Source organism: Streptomyces sp. NPDC048473, assembly GCF_043200155.1.
GTDB lineage: Bacteria > Actinomycetota > Actinomycetes > Streptomycetales > Streptomycetaceae > Streptomyces.
Genome location: NZ_JBICXE010000033.1, coordinates 1 through 19,639, shown reverse-complemented (window position 1 = coordinate 19,639; position 19,639 = coordinate 1). Strand labels below are relative to the sequence as shown.

The 19,639-nt window shown below is 69.4% G+C and carries 17 protein-coding genes and 1 pseudogene; 4 read left to right on the top strand and 14 right to left on the bottom strand.

Translation table 11 applies throughout. The features are described from left to right. Window positions 1–24: 24 nt before the first annotated feature. The 8 genes from ACGFU7_RS35710 to ACGFU7_RS35675 all read right to left on the bottom strand — a co-directional run bounded on the left by ACGFU7_RS35710 (window position 25) and on the right by ACGFU7_RS35675 (window position 8,332). Entirely contained in the window at window positions 25–657 is a 633-nt protein-coding gene (locus tag ACGFU7_RS35710) for a lactate utilization protein C (RefSeq protein WP_393701576.1), read from the bottom strand. Then, window positions 654–2,198: a LutB/LldF family L-lactate oxidation iron-sulfur protein gene (locus ACGFU7_RS35705; protein ID WP_393701575.1), complete on the bottom strand. Its 1,545-nt coding sequence runs from the start codon at window positions 2,196–2,198 to the stop codon at window positions 654–656. Before ACGFU7_RS35705 ends, ACGFU7_RS35710 begins: the two co-directional genes overlap by 4 nt. Beyond that, window positions 2,195–2,962, bottom strand: a complete 768-nt coding sequence (locus ACGFU7_RS35700; protein ID WP_393701573.1) for a (Fe-S)-binding protein — start codon at window positions 2,960–2,962, stop codon at window positions 2,195–2,197. Before ACGFU7_RS35700 ends, ACGFU7_RS35705 begins: the two co-directional genes overlap by 4 nt. A gap of 161 nt (window positions 2,963–3,123) precedes the next feature. Further along, the gene (locus ACGFU7_RS35695; RefSeq protein ID WP_393701572.1) at window positions 3,124–3,858 is read right to left on the bottom strand and encodes a FadR/GntR family transcriptional regulator; all 735 of its coding nucleotides are present in this window, start codon (window positions 3,856–3,858) and stop codon (window positions 3,124–3,126) included. A 146-nt stretch (window positions 3,859–4,004) separates the two neighbouring features. Continuing rightward, entirely contained in the window at window positions 4,005–5,051 is a 1,047-nt protein-coding gene (locus tag ACGFU7_RS35690; protein ID WP_393701570.1) for a S66 peptidase family protein, read from the bottom strand. 115 nt (window positions 5,052–5,166) lie between these two features. Continuing rightward, window positions 5,167–5,739: a class I SAM-dependent methyltransferase gene (locus ACGFU7_RS35685; protein WP_393701669.1), complete on the bottom strand. Its 573-nt coding sequence runs from the start codon at window positions 5,737–5,739 to the stop codon at window positions 5,167–5,169. 284 nt (window positions 5,740–6,023) lie between these two features. Further along, a complete protein-coding gene (locus ACGFU7_RS35680) occupies window positions 6,024–6,803 on the bottom strand; it encodes a crotonase/enoyl-CoA hydratase family protein (protein ID WP_393701568.1) in 780 nt (259 codons plus the stop codon). Then, window positions 6,800–8,332: a class I adenylate-forming enzyme family protein gene (locus tag ACGFU7_RS35675; RefSeq protein WP_393701566.1), complete on the bottom strand. Its 1,533-nt coding sequence runs from the start codon at window positions 8,330–8,332 to the stop codon at window positions 6,800–6,802. The genes ACGFU7_RS35680 and ACGFU7_RS35675 overlap by 4 nt, the downstream gene beginning before the upstream one ends. Between ACGFU7_RS35675 and ACGFU7_RS35670 the strand changes: the two genes are divergently transcribed. From ACGFU7_RS35670 to ACGFU7_RS35660, 3 genes are all read left to right on the top strand, one after another. Then, window positions 8,333–8,467: a hypothetical protein gene (locus ACGFU7_RS35670; RefSeq protein ID WP_393701564.1), complete on the top strand. Its 135-nt coding sequence runs from the start codon at window positions 8,333–8,335 to the stop codon at window positions 8,465–8,467. 75 nt (window positions 8,468–8,542) lie between these two features. Further along, window positions 8,543–9,424, top strand: coding sequence for a DUF2510 domain-containing protein (locus tag ACGFU7_RS35665; protein ID WP_393701563.1), 882 nt, complete (start codon window positions 8,543–8,545; stop codon window positions 9,422–9,424). A 122-nt stretch (window positions 9,425–9,546) separates the two neighbouring features. After that, complete coding sequence (locus ACGFU7_RS35660; RefSeq protein WP_393701561.1) at window positions 9,547–9,873, top strand: hypothetical protein; 327 nt, start codon at window positions 9,547–9,549, stop codon at window positions 9,871–9,873. A 38-nt stretch (window positions 9,874–9,911) separates the two neighbouring features. Here the strand turns inward: ACGFU7_RS35660 and ACGFU7_RS35655 are convergent, their stop codons facing one another. The 4 genes from ACGFU7_RS35655 to ACGFU7_RS35640 all read right to left on the bottom strand — a co-directional run bounded on the left by ACGFU7_RS35655 (window position 9,912) and on the right by ACGFU7_RS35640 (window position 14,035). Next, window positions 9,912–10,544: a class I SAM-dependent methyltransferase gene (locus tag ACGFU7_RS35655; protein WP_393701559.1), complete on the bottom strand. Its 633-nt coding sequence runs from the start codon at window positions 10,542–10,544 to the stop codon at window positions 9,912–9,914. Window positions 10,545–10,636: 92 nt separating this feature from the next. Next, window positions 10,637–11,857 (bottom strand): M20 family metallopeptidase, encoded by a 1,221-nt coding sequence (locus ACGFU7_RS35650; RefSeq protein WP_393701558.1) that lies wholly within the window; start codon window positions 11,855–11,857, stop codon window positions 10,637–10,639. Window positions 11,858–11,872: 15 nt separating this feature from the next. Next, window positions 11,873–13,309, bottom strand: a complete 1,437-nt coding sequence (locus ACGFU7_RS35645) for an MFS transporter (RefSeq protein ID WP_393701556.1) — start codon at window positions 13,307–13,309, stop codon at window positions 11,873–11,875. Between the two features lie 102 nt (window positions 13,310–13,411). Beyond that, window positions 13,412–14,035, bottom strand: coding sequence for a TetR/AcrR family transcriptional regulator (locus ACGFU7_RS35640; protein ID WP_393701555.1), 624 nt, complete (start codon window positions 14,033–14,035; stop codon window positions 13,412–13,414). Between the two features lie 578 nt (window positions 14,036–14,613). On the opposite strand from ACGFU7_RS35640, the gene fusA reads away from it, so the two are divergent. Next, complete coding sequence (gene fusA / locus ACGFU7_RS35635) at window positions 14,614–16,713, top strand: elongation factor G (RefSeq protein ID WP_393701553.1); 2,100 nt, start codon at window positions 14,614–14,616, stop codon at window positions 16,711–16,713. A 51-nt stretch (window positions 16,714–16,764) separates the two neighbouring features. On the opposite strand, the pseudogene ACGFU7_RS35630 reads toward fusA, so the two are convergent. Together ACGFU7_RS35630 and ACGFU7_RS35625 are read right to left on the bottom strand one after the other, a co-directional pair. Continuing rightward, window positions 16,765–17,457, bottom strand: a pseudogene (locus ACGFU7_RS35630) (SGNH/GDSL hydrolase family protein); the annotation flags it as partial. A gap of 9 nt (window positions 17,458–17,466) precedes the next feature. After that, window positions 17,467–19,287 (bottom strand): ABC transporter ATP-binding protein, encoded by a 1,821-nt coding sequence (locus ACGFU7_RS35625; protein ID WP_393701551.1) that lies wholly within the window; start codon window positions 19,285–19,287, stop codon window positions 17,467–17,469. Window positions 19,288–19,639: the final 352 nt, after the last annotated feature.

Genomic DNA, 19,639 nt, shown 5'->3' with positions numbered 1-19,639 from the left:
GGGGCCGCGCACCCCGCCAAGCCCCTACACGTCCGTCCGGATCACCACCACCAGTGTGCGCGGCCCGTGCACACCTTCCACCCGCTCCAGCTCGATGTCGGACGTGGCCGAGGGACCGCTGATCAGCGTCGTCGGCCGCTCCGGCACCAGCCGGGCCACCGCCTCCGGCACCCCGACCTCGACCGTCGACAGATCGACGACACACACATGCAGATCGGGGACGAGGGACAGCGCCCGCCGCCCCTGGTCGGGCGAGCCGTCCAGAAAGATCGTGCCCGTCTCCGCGCAGCTGACGGCCGAGGCGGTGACGACGCCGTCCAATGCGTCGAGCCGGGGCGCCGGAATGCCGGCGGAGTCCTGCTGGACCTCACCGTCGTACTCGCCGAGCCATGCCCCGTCGAGTCCGGCCGGCACACCGATCCGCTGTGCGCCGCGCTCCCGCAGCACCTCGGCGACGGTCTCGGCCGTGTGGTCGGCGGTGCAGGTGTGCACGTGCGCCTTGTAGTCGACGAGCCGGTCGGTGAAGAGAGCAAGGCGTTCGTCGTCGGGGAGGGTGCGGCCGGTGCGGTAGGTGCGGGGGACGGTGGTGTCCGGGGTCGGCGCGAGGGTCAGGGCGTCCCTGATCCTGCCCAGCACCGTTTCGCGTGCGGTCGTCACTTCTCCTCCTCCTCCTTCTTCTGGTTCATCTCGTACTCGTCGGCGGCGGCCCGCATCGTCGCAGCGCCTTCGGCCGATGCCAGCCACGAGCGGAAGGTCTGCTTCGGCGGGGCATCGGTGTCGCGGCTGTCACTCCAGCCGTTGAACGGCGGCGGCAGATGAGAGATCTTCCCGTCCCGCCCGGCGATGACGCGGCCGATCGCCGCCCCCTTCTGCGCGGCGGTGAACAGTTTCGGCCTCTTCATCACTCCGGCCGCTGCCTTCATGGCCAGCTTCTCCGCCGTCGTACCGGACTGTTCGGTGTTCTGGTGGCGCAGCTCGACCAGCAGCGACGGAATGTCGATCTTGACCGGACAGGCGTCGAAGCAGGCTCCGCAGAGACTGGAGGCGTACGGCAGCGAGCTGTTGGGATCGTCCTTGGCCGCGTGCATCCCGGCGAGCTGCGGGGTGAGGACCGCGCCGATCGGTCCGGGGTACGTCGATCCGTACGCATGGCCGCCGGCCCGTTCGTACACCGGGCAGACATTGAGGCAGGCCGAGCAGCGGATGCAGTTGAGTGCCTCGCGCCCGATCCGGTCGGCGAGCGCCGCGGTGCGTCCGTTGTCGAGCAGGACCAGATGGAAGTCCTGCGGTCCGTCGCCGGGTGTCACACCGGTCCACATCGAGGTGTACGGGTTCATCCGCTCACCGGTGGAGGAGCGCGGCAGCAACTGCAGGAACACTTCGAGGTCCTGATAGCGCGGCAGCACCTTCTCGATGCCCATGACGGTGATCAGGGTGTCGGGCAAAGTCAGGCACATACGGCCGTTGCCCTCGGACTCGACGACGGAGAGGGTTCCGGTCTCGGCGATTGCGAAGTTGGCGCCGGAGACCGCCACCTTGGTCGTCATGAACTTCTCGCGCAGATAGGCGCGGGCCGCCGCGGCGAGATGCGCGGGTACGTTGTCGAGGCCCGGGTCGACTCCCGGGATCTCCTTGAGGAAGATCTGCCGGATCTCGTCGCGGTTGCGGTGGATCGCGGGCACCAGGATGTGCGACGGCTTGTCGTGCGCGAGCTGGACGATCAGTTCGGCGAGGTCCGTCTCGTACGGGGTGATGCCGACCGATTCGAGGTGCTCGTTGAGGCCGATCTCCTGGGTGGCCATCGACTTGACCTTGATGACGTCGCTGCTGCCCGTCGCCTTGACCAGCCGGGCGACGATCTCATTGGCCTCGACTCCGTCGCGCGCCCAGTGGACCGTGCCGCCGCGCTCGGTGACCTTCTGCTCCAGTTGCTCCAGGAGTTCGGGGAGCCGGTTCATGGTGTCGGTCTTGATGGCCGAGCCGGCGTCGCGCAGCTCTTCCCAGTCGGGCAGTTCACCGGTGACGTTCAGGCGTTTGGCTCGGATCGTGTGGGTGGCCCTGCCGAGATTGCGGCGCAGTTGTTCGTTGCGCAGTTCGTCGTGGGCGGCCTCGGGGAACTTCCGGTCGCCGCGCAGATTGCCCGTTCCGTACGGGGAACGGGGCGGGGTCGTGGGCATGCCGAGGAAGGTGCTGCTCATCGGGCGGCCTCCGTCGGGGCGTACGGCGAGGTGCGGGTGGAGGAGAGGATCTGCGCGAGGTGCACGGTGCGGGTGCCGGACTTGATGCGGGAGAGCCCACCGCCGATATGCATCAGGCAGGACGAATCGCCCGCGGTGCAGACATCGGCTCCGGTGGTGGCGATGTTGTTCATCTTGTCCTGGAGCATGGCCGTCGACGTCTCGGCGTTCTTGACGGCGAAGGTGCCGCCGAATCCGCAGCAGGAGTCGGCTTCGGGGAGTTCGACGAGGTCGATGGAGTCGACGGCACGCAGCAGCTTGAGCGGCTTCTCTCCGACCCGGAGCATGCGCAGGGAGTGGCAGGTGGGGTGGTACGTGACGCGGTGCGGGAAGTACGCGCCGACCTGGGTGACGTCCAGGACGTCGACGAGGAACTCCGACAGTTCGTACGTCTTGGCCTTGACGGTGGCGACGCCGGCACGCAGCGCCGCGTCCCCGTACCGCTCGGCGATGATCTCGTGCTGATGACGGACCGAGCCGGCGCACGATCCGGACGGCATGACGACGGCGTCGATCGACGCATCACCGAACTGCTCGGCGAAATTACGTACCAGGGGCACGGGTTCGCGCTGGTATCCGGTGTTGACGTGCATCTGACCGCAGCAGGTCTGGCCCGGCGGGAACACCACGTCATGGCCCAGACGGGCGAGCAGGACCGCGGTCGATTTCACCGCCTCGGGGAAGAGCGTGTCTCCCAGACAGGTGGCGAAGAGTCCGATGCGCATGGGGTCTCTCCGATCGTTTCTCCAATTTTTATGGTCCGACCATACTAGCCTCGGTCCGGAACGTGAAGAGCGCGGCGCGCTCGGAGCGGCACACGGGATGGCATGGTCATGCCCCTGACAAATATCGATCGACGGGCAGCGCAAGGGCGTACCCATCGCCCCTACGACCGCTCGGAGTTCTCGTCGACCAGCGTGCCGTGGAGGCTGCGGATGTGCTGCTCGACCAGGTCGGCGGCGCTCGCGCCCTTGCCCGCGCGCACCAGCCGCAGGAGTTCGGTGTGTTCCGCGTTGAGCACGGCGGCCGTGGCCGGCCAGTCCTCGGCCTCCTCCAGGGCTCGCAGGATCAGCGGGCGCACCGACTCGCGTACGGCGGAGGTGAGCGTGGAGGTCAGCTCATTGCCGGAGCTTCGGGCGATGTGCACATGGAACCGGGTGTCCAGGTCGTTGAACTCGGGCACCTCGACATCCGGCTCCCCCATCCGCACGACCAGGGCCTCCGCCTCGTCGAGGTCCTCCGCCGAGGCGTGCCGCGCGGCTGCCTCGAAGCTGGACCTCTCCAGCACGACGCGCGCCTCCAGGACGTCATGGAGGCTGTAGCTGCCGAGGGCGAAGTGCAGACGCAGCAGGCGGCCGAGGGCATCGTCCGGGTTGCGTACGATCCGCGCCCCGGCATCCGGCCCCCGGCCCGGCTGGGCGACCAGCACACCGATGGTCTCCAGCACCCTCAGCGCCTCACGCAGCGCGGACCGGCTGACCCCGAGAACGGGCGCGAGCTCACGCTCGGGCGGCAGCCGGTCACCGGCCCTGAGCTCTCCGGCGAACACCCGCTGCTCGATGCTCTGGAGCACGAGTTCATGCGTACGGGACTGCCGTACCGGTTGCCACTCGACGGGCATCCGTCACCCCCTGCCTCGGCCGGAATCGTCCGGTTGCCGTCGTGCCTGCTGCCCGATCTCCCACTATGTCACACATCACGTATGGTCGGACCAAAGGCCGGGTCGTGCGGAACCCGCTGCCGCCGGTCGTCGCGACGCGTCCGGTCTCAGTATGTGACGACGATGCGGCGGCCCACTCCGTCCACCTCGATGTGCCCGCCGAACGGGATGATCTGCTGCGGGTCGGTGTGGCCGAGGTCGACATCGAAGACGGTCAGGGTCTCGGGCGCGTATGCGCTCAACGCCCTCAGGACCGCCTTGCGTTGCTCCTCCCGGTAGCGTTCCCCCTCCTCGACGGCGAGCGGTTGACCGAAGGACCAGTTCTTGGCCCGCCCCATGAGGAGGGCGGGGAACTGCCGCAGCAGCCCCCGTTCCCCCATGTTCCGCAGAATCCGGTAGACCTCGTCGGCGGACGGCATCTCCTCGGACGTTTCGAGGAAGAGGACGCGCCCCGCATAGGCGGCGGCCGGCTGGATCTCGCGGTCGGCCATCAGCAGCCAGGACAGGATCTCCAGGTTGCCGCCCCAGCTCGCGCCCGTCACGGTCCGCCCGTCGGCGTTGTGCCAGATCCAGCCGTCACAGGGCCGCATCTCGGGTTCGGAGTCGAAGGTACGTGGCTCCTCCCAGCGGCCGCCGGCCCCGTTGGTCTCCTTGGACGGGGTCAGTTCAAAGGCACCACGGGTGAAGAGCGCCGCCCGCAGGGAGTCGGCGGTCAGGGGGTGCATCGCGCCGGGGCGCCCCATCTCGACCATCACTGTTCCGCCGTGGTAGCCGACGATGCCCAGGTTCCCCAGGAACACCAGCAGGTTGGTGCAGTCGCTGTATCCGAAGAAGGGCTTGGGGTTGGCGCGCAGGAGGTCGCGGTCCAGGTGCGGGAGCACGGTGATCTGGTCGTCGCCGCCGATGCTGGAGATCACGGCCTTGATGTCGGGGTCTGCGAAGGCGGCGTGGATGTCGGCAGCACGCTCCTGCGGGGTGGAGCCCATCTTTCGAGTCGCCGCGTACTCCACCGGATCGAGCCCGAACTCCTCCCGCAGTCTGCGCAGTCCCAGCTCATAGGGCAGGGGCAGAATGCCGGGGAGACCGGATGACGGGGACAGCACGGCGACGCGATCGCCGGGCCGGGGCTTTGTGGGGTACAGGTATGCCGACATCCCACGAGCGTATGTGACGAGGCATCCGGGGTCCGTCGAACTTTCCGCCGGGGTCTGCTCCCCTTCGGTCCCGCCCAGCCCTGTGTCGTGGTCAGGCCAGTACCAGCAGGTCCATTCAGCTCGTCCGCCGCGGCCCACCGGAGCCGCTCCATACCGCGCCCGAACTCCTCGTCCGTGAGCCCGCGGAGCTTCGCGTCGGTGTCCCGGCGTATCCGGTCGGCGAAGGCGGCCAGATCCGCAGCGCTCTCCTGAGGCACCGGGCGCAGGCCGACCCGTGCGAAGCCGACGGCGGCGAACGCCGCGCACGTCTGCTCGACGCTCGGGCAGGTGCCGACGTTGCGCGCGGCCTCGGGGAAGAACCGTACGCGCAGATCGCGCGCGCACCTGCCGGGGAACGTGTTAGGGATGAGCACCGGCGCCCCGGGCCTGAGCGCACGGCGCAACTCCCGGGCGGCGGGGGCAGATCGCCGATGTGATGGACGACGGAGCCGAGCCAGGACGCGTCCGCGCACCCGTCCGGTACCGGCAGGGCCTCGGCACATCCGTCCAGGGCGTCGATGTCCGGCGTGCCGGGGATCAGCGAGCGCATGGCCTCGGCCGGCTCGACGGCGAGCACCCGGACACCGAACCAGTCGGCGAACGCGGACGCGAAGGCTCCCGTACCGGCCCCGACATCCAGAACCGTCATTCCCGGCCGGAGGGACACCGCGCCGCCGATGGCCTCACGCCACGCCGCGAGTCCGGCGCGCGGGATCTCCCGCGCGACCCGGTAGTCCTCGGCGAACCGGCGGTCGGGAGCAGTGCCTGTCATGTGCCCTCGACATCAGCATGGTTGATCGGAATCAGCGTTGTCGACGGACCGAGGAGCGACACCAAGATCCCCGCCCCCCGCCCCGGCGACGGATGCCAATGACTTCCTTCTCCTATTGTCTGGACCGGTACAGGTGCTGGTCGCGCGGGACGGCTCGCGGTTCAGTCGGCGAAGGACCCATGCCGACCCGCACCGCCCCCGAAGCGGTCGGCACCGGCCTGCGTCTCCCCCGTAGTCAGCGGCACCAGGCCGTGCCGGCACTCCGCAGCCAGGGCGTCCGGCTCACTCAGCCCGTGCTGCTCGCGCACCGAGAGCCGGTCGTGGCGCAGGCACAGTTGCGGGAACGCGGCGATTTCCCGGGCGAGTTGCTCCGCCGCACGGCGGGCTTCACCCGGCGGGACGATCCGGTTGGCGAGCCCCATGGCGTACGCCTCGGAGGCCGGGACCGGTCGCCCGGTGAGGATCATGTCCATGGCCCGGCTCTCGCCGATCAGACGCGGCAGCCGTACCGTTCCGCCGTCCACCAGCGGCACTCCCCAGCGGCGGCAGAACACCCCGAACACCGCGTCGTCCTCGGCCACCCGCAGATCGCACCAGATGGCCAGCTCCAGCCCCCCGGCCACCGCATGCCCCGCGACCGCCGCGATGACGGGCTTGTTCAGGCTCATACGGGTCGGGCCCATCGGCCCGTCGCCCTCGGCCAGGACCTTGTTGCCGCGCCTGGTACCGATGCCCTTCAGGTCGGCACCGGCACAGAACGTGCCGCCCTCGCCCCACAGCACGGCGACGGCCGCATCCGGGTCGGCCTCGAACTCACGGAAGGCGTCGGCCAGTTGATCCGCCGTCGGGCCGTCCACGGCGTTACGGACCCCGGGCCGGCTGAGGATCACCGTGAACACGGGGCCGTCGCGCTCGATCCGTACCGCAGGTTTCTCGCTCATCGTTCGCCCTCCCACAGGGGGTCGCGCAGGGCCCGGCGGAGGATCTTGCCGACCGGGGAGTACGGAATGGTGTCCACGAAGTGCACGGCTTTCGGAACCTTGTATCCGGCCAGCCGGGCGCGTACATGGTCACGCAGAGCGGCTTCGGATACCTCCGCCCCCGCTCGCAGGGTGACAAAGGCGGTGACGGCCTCGACCCAGGTGGGGTCGGGGGCGCCGACGACGGCGCACTGTGTGACGGCGGGGTGGCTCGCGAGCGCGTCCTCGACCTCGCGCGGGTAGACGTTGTAGCCACCCGTGATGATCATGTCGCTGCTGCGGTCGACGAGGTGGAGGTAGCCGCGGTCGTCGAAGCGCGCGAGGTCGCGGGTGCGGACCCAGCCGTCGGGGTCAAGGCTCTGCGCGGTCAGCTCCGGCTCGTTGTAGTAACCAGCCATGACGAACGGCGCCTTGACACGCACCTCGCCGATCTCGCCGGGTACGACCGGGGCGCCGTCCTCGTCGGTGAGGACGAGCTGCGCATCGACGGCGGGGTGCCCGGCGGCACCGAGCAGCGCACCGCCCTCGGCATGGTCGTCCTTGTCCAGCACAGTGAGGCACAGCGGCGCCTCGGTCTGGCCGAAGTACTGGACGAACCCGGTGTCCCAGGCGTCCAGTGCGTGCTCGATGAGCGGGCGCGGCATCGGGCCGGCACCGTAGACGACGGTGGACAGCCGGGCGAGGTCCGCGCGCTCGGCCCGCCCGTCGGCGAAGAGCATGCCGAGCATGGTGGGGACGAGGTTGACGGCGGTCACCCCGTACCGGGGAACGGCGGCGAGGTACTCGTCCGGGTCGAAGCCGCCGAGAACGACGGCCGCGCCGCCCCGCACCCAGTACGGCAGTACGAAGGTGCCGCCGGCGTGGATGAGGGACGCGGCGTGCAGCATCACGTCGTCCCGGCCCGGCGAGACGAGATTGGACAGGATGTTCGCGGTGATCGCGGCGTAGCTCGCCTGGGTGTGCTGGGCCGCCTTGAGCGCGCCGGTGGTGCCGGAGGTGTAGAGGATGAGGATGACGTCGTCCGGCGCGGCGGGCAGCATCGGGTCGGCCGCGCTCGCCCCGCGCATCGCGGTCATCAGGTCGAGGTGGTCCGCATGAGCCGACTCGCCGAGGCAGGCGAGCCTCAACCCGGCTGCGGACGAGCCCAGTTCGAGCGCACGCTCGGCGAGCTCGGGTCCGTACACCAGCAGTGTGACGCCGGTGTCCTGGAGCATACGGGTGTGTTCGGCGGCGGAGAGCCGGCCGTTGAGGGGGACGCGGGCGGCGCCGGCCTTGAGGCAGGCGAAGTCGACGGAGACGGACCACAGCCCGTTGCCGAGGAGCAGCCCGACGCGGTCGCCCCGTGAGACGCCGAGTCCGGCCAGGACATGGGCGAGGCGGTTTGCGGCCTCGTCCACTTCCGCATAGGTGAGGGAACGGTCTTCGAAATGCACGGCGGTACGCCCTGCGAAACGCGCGGCACCGCGGCGAACCAGGTCTACAGCAAGCATGTGCCGGACGATAGACCTGCAAGCGAATCGCTGCTGGTCCTGCATTGGGGGCCGGCGCTCACCAGCGTGCGATACGAGGACCCGGCGCTCAAGGACGAGATGCTGCGGCTGCGGGCGGAGCGCTTCCTCGCCTGATTCACGCGATCCCCCTGATCCACCTGCTCCAGTGGATTCATCTGATTCTCACGCAACCGTTCTACGGTGGGCCGTGTGACCCAGACGAGCCCGCCCGGATGGCATCCAGACCCCGGGTATACAGGAATTGGCCCCGTTCACGAACGCTGGTGGGACGGCAACCAGTGGACCGACCATCTCCGCGTGCCGCCCGCCACGATCCGGCGCCGCCGGATGCGTATCGGCATCATCGCAGGTGTAGTGGTTCTCGCCGCCATCGGAGGCGGCCTCTTTCTGCTGTCGGACGATTCCGGCGATTCGAAGGAGAACGCGGCCACAGCCCCGTCCACCGCGCCTTCCGGTGCACCCGGCCGTGGGCCGGGCGCGCCCGGAGGCGGCGGCGAGAGCCAGGCACCCGAGCAGCAGATACCGCAGACCGAGGACGGCTTCGCCACGGACCTGGCCAGCGGCATCAGCCTGCCGGTACCCGACGGCTGGACGGGCAAGTCGGGGATCGCGGGCGCCGGCGTGACCACGGGCGAGTACGGCTGTCCCGGCGACACGTCCCAGAAGTGCGTGCGCGGTGGGGTGTTCTCGATGCCGGCGAAGGCCCTGAAGCTCGACACCACGACGGCGAAGGCCACGGCGACGAAGGACATCTCCGCCAACGCCACGGAGTCCTACGGCGAGAAGATCTACGGAGGCATCACCTCGCATCAGGAGCTCAAGTCGGAGCCGGTCACCGTGGCCGGTGAAAAGGGCTATCTGGTGCGCTGGAAAGTGGTGACGAAGAGCGGCGACGACGGGTACGTCCAGTCGCTGGCCTTCCCGTCCCCCCGCTCCCGGAACACGCTGATCGTCGTCCGTTCCGGCTTCGACATCAACAGCAAGGCGCCGGAGCTCTCCGTCATGGACGACATCACCAAGGGCATCAAGGCCGCATCGGGAACGGGCTCCGGTCCCGGCAGCACTGCGTAGAAACGTGGCGGCCGATCACGCCTGCGGGGCGGGCGTCGTACACCGGTGTGAGTACGAAAGGACGTCCGAACTGAGTACGTCGTCCGATTCCGCACCGGGCCATCGCTGATCGAATGACAACCATGGCTCCTGACGCACCGCTCCGCCCCCGTATGCAGCATGTCACCACAGCCGGTACGGCCCTGGCCGTGACCTTGGCACCGCTGGTGATCGGCGTACTGCTGGCCAAGACCATGGCGACGGATCCGATGACGCCGGTCAACGCGATGGTCACCAGGGGCGGGCAGTCTGCGGCCATCCCGCCCGCGCAGTGGCGCAGATGCGGCAGGCATGCGATGCGCAGGTGGAAGGGCCCGTTGAACGCCTGCAAGCACCCGGGCGCTCTTGTGCAGCGGTGCCCTGGCGTACGTCGCCCGCGGCGGCCCGGGGTGCTGCTGCGCGAGCGCTGAGAGATCGCCGGGCCTGTCCTGTGCGCAGGCCCGGTGTGTCAGGCCCGGCGGCAGTGCAGGAACAACTGGGGCTCGGCCACCGCTGCTTCGTGAGCCGGGGTGAACAGGCTGCTCTGCTCCCACAGGACCGTGAATCCGGCCCCGGCAACCAGCTCGGTGAACCCCTCGGCGCCGAAACTGGTCGCCTGCACCTTCTGCCCCATGAAGACGACGCTGACGTCCTCGACGTCCAGCGCCACCGTCGCGACGACCAGATGGCCTCCGGGGACCAGCAGCCGTCCCAGCTTCCCCAGGAGTCGGGACTGGTCGTCGCGGGACATCTGAAGCAACGAGAAGTACACGCAGACCGCATCGAAACTCCCCTCTTCCAGGGGAAGTTCACGAATATCGGCGCACTCGAAGGACGCACCGGGCACGTGCCGGGCCGCCAGGTCCACCATGACGGGCGAGACATCTACACCCAGCACGTCATGACCGGCATCGGCCAGGGTCTGCGCGGTCGGCCGGCCCGTTCCGCTGCCCACGTCCAGGACCCGGCTGTGCGGTGCGATGTGCTCCAACAGCCAGTGCAGCGAGGCATGGTGAGTGGCAGAGTCGGCGAACGCCCGCTCGTACTCGGCGCCCAGAGCATCGAATACCTTCGCGGCCGGGAGGCCGTGGTCTTCGTCCATCGTGTGGGTCCTTCCGTTGCCCCGGCGGCTCCTCGGGATCGTTTCATCATTCGCGGCGGCCTTCAACGCCCGGTCCGGGCACGGCATGGAGCTCAGCGGCGGTCCCACGGGACCGGCACAGCAGTCCTCAGTGATGCGTGACCGCTGCTGACCCGGTCGCGGACCCCGGTCAGCAGCCGGTCGCGCTGGACCGGGTCGGTGGCGAGCCCGACCGCGGTCCACGCCATGGCAATCGCGCCGTCGAGTACGGCCCTGTCGGCGCCGGGGGTGGTGCCCGCCGCGGCGAACTCAACGGTGTGCTGACTCGCTCCGCCGGTGTCGTAGCCGATCATGGGGTGGATGGTGGGCAGCAGGTGCGAGACATTGCCCATGTCCGTGGAGCCGCCGACCGCGGGCTCACGGCTCACCGTGCGGCCAAGGGCTTCGGCGGCCTGCGCATAGATCGCGGACATACCGTCGTCCTGGCGCAGATCCGCGAAGTCCTTGCCACGCGGCTCGATCCGCAGCTCGGCCCCGGTGGCCAGCGCACCGGCTTCGAAGCACGCCCGCACCCGGGCCTGGAGCCCGCGAAGCCGCTCCAGGCTCGCCGCCCGCACCTCGAAGCGGGCGACGGCCCGATCGGGAATGACGTTGGGAGCACTGCCTCCCTCGGTGACGATGCCGTGCACCATGCAGTCACGCGGCAACTGCTGGCGCAGCAGACCGATCGAGGTCTGTGCGACGGTCAGCGCGTCCAGTGCGTTCACGCCGTCCCAGGGCGCCGCGGCGGCGTGCGCCGCCCGCCCGGTATAGGCGATCTCCCAGCCGCCGATGGCCAGGGAAGAGAAGCCGACCCGGTCCGATGCGTCTGCATGCACCATCATTGCCGCGGCCACATCGTCGAACAGACCCGCCTCGATCAGGTAGACCTTGCCACCCGCGTCCTCTTCGGCCGGGGTGCCGACCAGTTTGACGGTGACGCCGAGCCGGTCGGCGACCGCGCCCAGCGCGATGGCCGCGCCCACGGCGGCGGCACCGTTGACGTTGTGTCCGCAGGCATGGCCCAGTCCGGGCAGCGCGTCGTACTCCGCGCAGAACGCGATGACGAGTTCCCCGGACCCGCGGACGGCGGAGAAGGCCGTGGGCAGCCCACCGACGCCGGTCTCCACCGCGAATCCGGCCGATTCGGCGAGCTCGGCGATCGCGGCGGCGGAGCGGTGCTCCTCGAACGCGAGCTCCGGCTCGGCGTGCAGACGGTGGCTCAGTTCAACGAGTCGGTCGCGCCAGGACTCGGCGCAGTCTCGAACCGTTTCTCGCAGATCCGGGGTACTCATCGGTGTGACTCTCTTTCAGGAAAGGGCGGCGGAGCGGGTGGCAGCAGCGGGGTCATGAGCCGGTCGTGGGCCGGACCCACGGAGGAACAGTGCAGCGACCGTGGCGAGCAGGCCCGCACCGCAGCAGAGCGCCCAGCCCGTGGTGTAGCCGCCGAGCGCCACGCGGCCGGTCGCGTCCGAATACCCCGTCAGTGCGGCACTGAGTGCGGCGGCACCGACGGCGGCACCGAGGGAGAGCAGAAGCTCGTTGATTCCGGCGGCGATGGCGGTGTCCTCCTGCGCGACCGCCTCCACGGACAAGGCACGAGTGGCAGCTTCGAAGATTCCGAGGCCGATTCCGTCGAAGACCGACAGCAGCAGGACTTCGGGGAGTGTGTTGTGCACGAACACCAGGCCGCCGAAGCCCACCGCGGTGGCCAGTCCGCCCACGACGAGGGTGCCCCGGTCCCCGAAGCGGCGCAGAGCTGTCGGGGTGAGGGACGAGGCGACGATGCCGCCCAGGGTGAAGACCAGCAGGGCCCAGCCGATCTGGTTCGCGCTCAGACTGAAGCCGTATCCGGTCTGTGCACGGTCGGCGCCGAAGAAGGTGGCGTTGGTGGCGATCGACCCGATCGTGGCGAAGGCGACGAAGAACGTCACGGCACTGAGAGCGGTGAGCCGCAGGTTACGGAAGGCTCGCACGTCCACCATGGGATGGGCGGACCGCAGCTCGGCGAACGGCCAGAGAACCAGGGCGGCGAGGCCCGACACGCCGGTGAGGAGGGTTGCCGGGGACGCCCAGCCCCAGGCGCCGCCCTGGGACAGAGCCAGTACGACACCGACCAGGCCGGCCGTGAGCAGGACGAACCCCGCCATATTGAACTTCTCGGCAGTGGGACGAGTGGTGGCGTCGGGCATCACCAGGCAGGCGGCGAGGCCGAGAACACCAGCCGCGACACCGACCCACAGACCCAGTCGCGGATCACTCGCTCCGACCGCCCCCGCCACGATCCCGCCGAAGCCGGTCGCCAGGAGCAGGGCGCTGACCAGCGTACCGATGCCGTGGCGCGAGGCTTCGTCGCCGGCCCGGTTGCGCAGGATTCCGATCATCAGCGGCATGAAGCCGACCACCGCGCCCTGCATTGCCGCACCGATGGTGAGGTTCACAAAGGTCGGCCACAGGGCCATCAGCAGCGATCCCAGGGTCACCATGGCGACCGACGCACGTAGGACGCGCCGGTATCCGTGACTGTCGCCGAGCCGGGATATGACGGGAGTGAGTACGGCCATGCTCACGTTCTGGATCACGAAGATCCAGCTGAGCTGAGCCGTGGTGATGCCGCCCCGCTCGCCGATGCCCGGCAGGAGCGGGGAGAGGTACTGCTGTGTGAGGCCACTGGTGACCTCGACCAGAGCCATCGTCATGACCAGGGTGCGCGCGGCGGTGATCGGCCCGGATACGGATTTGGGCATGGGTGTACCTCCGAAGCAGGTGGGAGGGCAGCTTGAACCGAAGCCGTGAAGAAAGACGTGAAGGGGAGGTGCGGTGAGCGCGATACGGCTGGGCGCGTCGGCTCAGTCGGTGGAGCGGGAGCGGATCCGGGGCACGTGCCCCTTCATCGCCAGGTCGACCAGCTCGTCGGCCTGGTCGGGAAGGAAGATGTCCGATCGGACCTCGGTACGGAAGAGCGCGACCCCCGACCAGGTGTCGAGCAGCAGATCGACATCGACGTCGGCCGGGATGTCACCGCGTGCGATTCCGCGTTGCACGGTGGCCCGGGCGTCCTGACGCCGCGGCAGCAGGACTTCGCGGCGGAACCGCTCCATCACGGACGGGTCGCCCATGTTGGCCCAGAGCGCCGGCAACAGTTCACCGTGCTCGCCCCGCACGTCGCGCAGCACCATGTCGAAGAGCAGGCGCAGCTCACGCCTGGTGTCCCCGAGGTCCGGCACCAGATCGACGAGGGCGTCCCGGACGAGCAGATCGCCGACCAGCACGGGCTTGTTGGGCCACCAGTGGTACACCGTCTTGCGAGTGACCCCCGCTCTGGCCGCGACCTTGTCGATGGTGAGTTCGAGGTAGCCGAGCTCGGCCAGCAGCTCCGCGACCGCGTCCAACACCCTGCGACGGACCTCCGGATCCCGGGGACGGCCGGGACGTGCGGGGGTGGGTTCCTCCGCAGGGGCGCGCTTGGACACGGTCGGACTCCGAGCTTGTGATGGTTCGAGCGCCTGGCCGGCTCGCCCTCGGACGGCTCAACCTACGGATCGTGGTACCACGCGTCAATGGCCAAATCTAAACACCGTGTATCTGAATCTTCTCCGATGCTTTGGCAGCTATGGACGACACCGCCCCGGCATTCGGATACAGCATGTATAGCTTCTGGGGAGCTGCGGCGTCAGGCAGAAAAATGCGGTGACCTGCCCGCACCGGGTTCACTACACTCGGGCCACGAATCGCACGCTGCCACAACATCGCAGCGCGCACCGTGACGAGTGAGGGGAGACCGGCCGTGCGCTACCGCACCGCTGTTGTTGTCCCCCAGTCGCGGTACGAGGTGATCCTGGTGTCTTCGTGTGCCCGGTGCCTGCTGCGCGGCCGGCACCGGATGTCCGCGACGGACAACTGACCCCTGCCCTACCGGTGTTGAGCCGCTTGAGCGGCTGTGTACCGGTGCGGTGCGCCGCATCAGGGGTTTCTGCGGGGCCTGACCACAGGCCGGTTCGTCCGGGAATTGCGCCGACCCGATCCGGATCACCCCGAAAGGCCATGGGCCGTGCGTACCGACCTGCACCGTCATCTCACCAGTCCGCTGACCGGCGTTCGTAACCTGGGCATCCTCGCCCACGTCGATGCCGGCAAGACCACCGTCACCGAACGGATCCTCTACCTCACCGGCACCACCCACAAGCGGGGCGAGGTCCATGACGGGACGACGGTCACCGACTTCGATTCCCAGGAACGCGACCGTGGGATCACCATCTTCGCCGCTGCGGTGAGCTGTGCCTGGGACGGCCACCGGATCAATCTGATCGACACCCCGGGCCATGTCGACTTCTCCGACGAGGTGGAGCGCTCGCTGCGGGTGCTCGACGGCGCGATCGCGGTGTTCGACGCTGTCGCCGGGGTCGAACCGCAGAGCGAGTCGGTGTGGCGGCAGGCCGATCGGCACGGCGTGCCGCGGATCGCCTTCGTCAACAAGCTGGACCGTGCCGGTGGCGACCTCGACTCGGCGGTCGAGTCGATAAGGGAGCGGCTGCACACGGTCCCGCTGGTGGTACAGCTGCCGATCGGAAAGGAGGACGGATTCACCGGGGTGGTGGATCTGCTGCGTATGCGGTCGCTGGTCTGGGCCGACGGCCGCGGCACGTTCGAGGAGGGGCAGGTGCCGGACGCCCTGCGCGAAGAGGCGCACCGGCGCCGTCGGCTGCTGGAGGAGACGGTGGCGGAACTCCATCCGGTCGCCTTGGAGGAGTTCTGTACGGAGTCGACGGTCTCCGCACAGACTCTGGCCGCCGCGCTGCGCGACCTGACCCGTACCGGTGAGGGCGTTGTGGTGTTGTGCGGCTCGGCCTACCGCAACCGCGGGATCGAGCCGTTGCTGGAGGCCGTTGTGGCCTACCTGCCCTCGCCGTTGGACGTGCCGGCGGTACGCGGCACCCTGGACGGCGCGGTGCAGGAGCGGGCCGCCGACCCGGCGGCGCCGTTCGCGGCGCTGGTGTTCAAGGTGAACTCGACCGCCACGGGGCGGCTGACCTTCCTGCGTGTGTATTCGGGAACGATCCGGAAGGGGGACGCGGTGCTGGACGTGGGCGCGCGACGCAACGAGCGAATCGGCCGGATCCTGCGGGTCCAGGCCGGACAGCACTCGGACGTGGACCAGGCGGTGGCCGGGGACATCGTCGCAGTGATCGGGCTGAAAGCCGCCCGCGCCGGGGCGACCCTGTGCACACCGACGGCGCCCTTGGTTCTCGAACCGCCTTCCGTGGCCGACCCGGTCGTCTCCGTGGCGGTCGAGGCCCGCAGAAGCATCGACACCGAACGGTTGGTGTCGGCGCTGGCGCGTTTGGTCGAGGAGGATCCTTCGCTGGTGGTCCGGACCGACCCCGAGACCGGTCAGACGGTGCTGTCCGGAATGGGGGAACTCCATCTGGAGGTCGCGGTGGAGAAGATCCGTCGTGCTCACGGGCTGGAGGTCGGCGTCGGCCGGCCGCAGGTGGCCTACCGGGAGACGGTCGTCCGTGGCGTAACCGGACTGGTGTACCGGCACGTCAAGCAGGACGGAGGTGCCGGTCAGTTCGCTCACGTCGTCCTCGACGTGGAACCACTGGAGGCCGCCGATCACAACGACGGTGGCGGCGCAGTGGACTTCGCGTTCCGGGCGACCGTCGTCGGTGGCCGGGTGCCGCAGGAGTACGTCCGCGCGGTGGAGGCCGGCTGCCGGGATGCCCTGGCCGAGGGCCCTCTCGGCGGACACCCGGTGACCGGACTGCGGGTCACGCTGACCGACGGGGCGACCCACTCCAAGGACTCCTCGGAGATGGCGTTCCGGACGGCCGGCCGGTTCGCGCTCCGTGAGGCGCTGCGCAACAGCGTGATGGTGCTGCTGGAACCGGTGGTGGAGGTCACGGTCACCGTGCCCGAGGACGCCGTGGGCGGGGTGCTCGGTGACCTGGCGGCGCGGCGCGGCCGGGTCTCCGGCTCGACCGCGAGGGCGGACACGGCAGTGATCACCGCGACCGTGCCGCTGGCTGAGTTGTTCGGCTATGCGACCCGGCTGCGCAGCCGGACCCGGGGCCGGGGAACCTTCACCACCCGGGCCACCGGCTACGCCCCGGCACCGAGCGCGGTGCCCCACGGGACGCCGCCCCGGTAGAACCTTGGATGGCCCCGCCCGTACGCGGGCGGGGCCGTCGAAGGCGCGGGGTCAGTTGTAGCCGAAGCCCCTGGGAATTGGTGCCGGCCAGAACAGCCGGGTCGGGACCGCGTCCGCCAGCGCCTGGTAGCCCGACGGGTTGAGGTGCAGATGGTCGCCGACGTCCATCGACGCCCTGAGTCGGCGGGGGTTGAGCGGATCGCGTGCGACCTTGTCGAAGTCGAGCACGCTGTCGAAGCGACGGCTCGTGCGGATCCAGGTGTTGACCGTCTGCCGGGCTCCCTCCCGGTAGCCGTCCGGGTCGTCGTAGGGGCTATTGGGTCCGAACGGGGTCAGCGTCGCTCCGTACACCCGAATGCCCATCGCGTGGACCCGGGTGATGATCTGTTCGTAAGCCGCGATGAGGTCGGCCGCGACCTGCTTCTGGGCCGCCGGTGTGGCATCGGCCGTACCGATGTCGTTGACCCCCTCGAAGACGAGCAGCCGGTCGACCCCGCTCTGCGCCAGGACGTCACGGTCCAGCCGGGCCAGTCCGTTGGGGCCCAGGCCGTCGTTCAGCAACCGGTTCCCGCCGGCCGCCTGATTGACGACCGCGGTCTGCGCCGTGCCCGGCTGGGCCTCCAGCCGCTTCAACAGCCGGTCGGGCCATCGGTCGTTCATATTGGTGGTGGATCCCCGGCCGTCGGTCAGCGAGTCGCTGAGCACGACGGCCGCCGAGGTGGCACTCCGGGACCGGACCTCGACAGCTCGCGTTCAGTGCAGGTCGGCCCGCGCGGGGCTGTCGTCGAGGAAGCCGCCCGACTGGTGCTGCCACAGCTTCGCGTAGGTACCGTCCGCCGCGAGCAGCTCCTGGTGCGTGCCCTGTTCGACGATCCGTCCGCGGTCGAGGACGACGAGCCGGTCCATGGTGGCGACCGTGCTCAGTCGGTGCGCCACCACGAGCGCCGTCCGCCCCTCCATGAGCCGCCACAGTGCCTCCTGAACGAGGATCTCGCTCTCGGAGTCCAGGGCGCTGGTCGCCTCGTCGAGCAGCAGGATCGGCGCGTCGCGGAGGATCGCCCTGGCGAGAGCGACCCGCTGGCGCTGTCCGCCGGACAGCTTGACACCGCGCTCGCCCACCATGGTGTGGAAGCCGTCCGGCAGCGCGTCGGCGAATTGCGTGACGTGCGCCGCCTCGGCCGCGCGGCGGATCTCGGCGTCGGTGGCGTCCGGCCGGCCGAACGCGATGTTGTCCCGCAGCGAGCGGTGGAACATCGCCGGGTCCTGCGGCACGCAGGCGATCAGGCTGCGCAGGTCGGCCTGGCACAGCCTGCTGATGTCCTGACCCCCGATCAGGATCCGGCCGGCATCGATGTCCGTCATCCGCAGCAGCAGCCGGGTGAGCGTGGTCTTGCCCCCGCCGGACCGGCCGACGAGACCGATCTTCGCCCCGCTGTGCACAGCCAGGTCGAGGCCCTCGAAGAGCGGCTCCGCGCCCGCGTGGGCGAAGGTCACTTGCTCGAAGCGGACGTCGCCTGCCCGGGACAGCAGCGGCTCCGGCGACGCCGGGTCCAGCACGGTCGGCGGCGTCAGCAGCAGTTCGGTGAACTGCGCGGCCTCCGTCATCGAGCTCTCCAGGCGGCGGTAGATCTGGTTGAACTCGAACATGATCCGCGTCGCGTTGGTGTAGTACGTGAAGGCGACCACGACCGCCTCCACGCCGTGCCCACCCCCGCCGTGCGCGACCGCGACCGCGAGCAGCAGGCCCAGCGCGTTGGTCAGCACAGACATCGGCGCGACCAGCGTGTCGATGCGCAGGTTGCCGTAGTCCCACGACCTCAGTGAGAGCCGACGCGACTCCGCGACGCGGGACCGATGCTCCTCGGCCTCACGTTCCTCGGCGGCGAACGCCCGGACCGTGTCCATGTTCATCAGGCTGTCGGCGACGTGACCCGACACCCGGGCGATCGCCTCCTCGCGCTGATCGACGAGCGCCTGGCGGCGACGGATGAGGGGCGTCACGCACAGCGCCGTCAGTGCGATCATCGCCAAGAGCCCTACAACGAGCAGCGGTTCGTAGCGCCACAGCACCACCGACCCGAACACCAGGGGCACGAGGCTGCCCACGACCGAGAACGTCAGCGTGTCGACGAACTCCTCGAAGCGGGAGGCGAAGCTCAGGACCCGTTTGGTCAACGACCCGGCGAAGTTTTCGTGGAAGAACGCGGCGTCCTTGGCGAACAGCTCGTCCATACCGATCACGTACAGGTGCTCGATGCCGAGGGCGTCAAGGCGGTTCAGACAGTGCAGGCCGATGCGCCACAGCGTCTCCGAGAGCAGCAGGACGCCGGCGAAGCCGAGGACGTAGGGCAGCGTCGAGCCGATGGCGATGCCGCCGTCACCGGCGATTCGGCCGACGAGCTTCGCGACGACCAGCGGCGCGATGTAGTTGATGCCGATGTTGCCCAGCGCCGGCAGCAGCATCGCGGGCACCGTCAGCCGCGGGAGCCGGGCCAACTCCCGTCCGTAATAGCGAAGTGCGAGGAGCACCGAGCCCCTGCCCCGCAGAACCTCGCGCGATTCAGACAATTCCATCACAACCCTGTGTTGTCGTGCGGCAGTCCGCCATGTGCTTCTCGGGGGAAATCCGCTACTTCAATGGCCGTGCGGAGCTTCGGTTCGAGTGCGCGCCCTCGCTTGGGTCGTCCTCCGACAGTCGGGGCACGACGATGGAGCCCCCGCGCAGCTCGCGGCGACGCCAACGTGCGAGTACGGGCAGGCCAGGAATCGCAGTGTCCCGCGACGGCGCCCGCGGAGTCCAAGCGTTTTCTCATCAATGCCGACACCTGCTGGTGCCGCATCAGACGCCTCACGGTCCCAAGCCGTCAAGTGGGCGGCCGCAGTGCCTGTGTAGCTTTGCTGACTGTTCGATTAGCAGCGCAGGGGG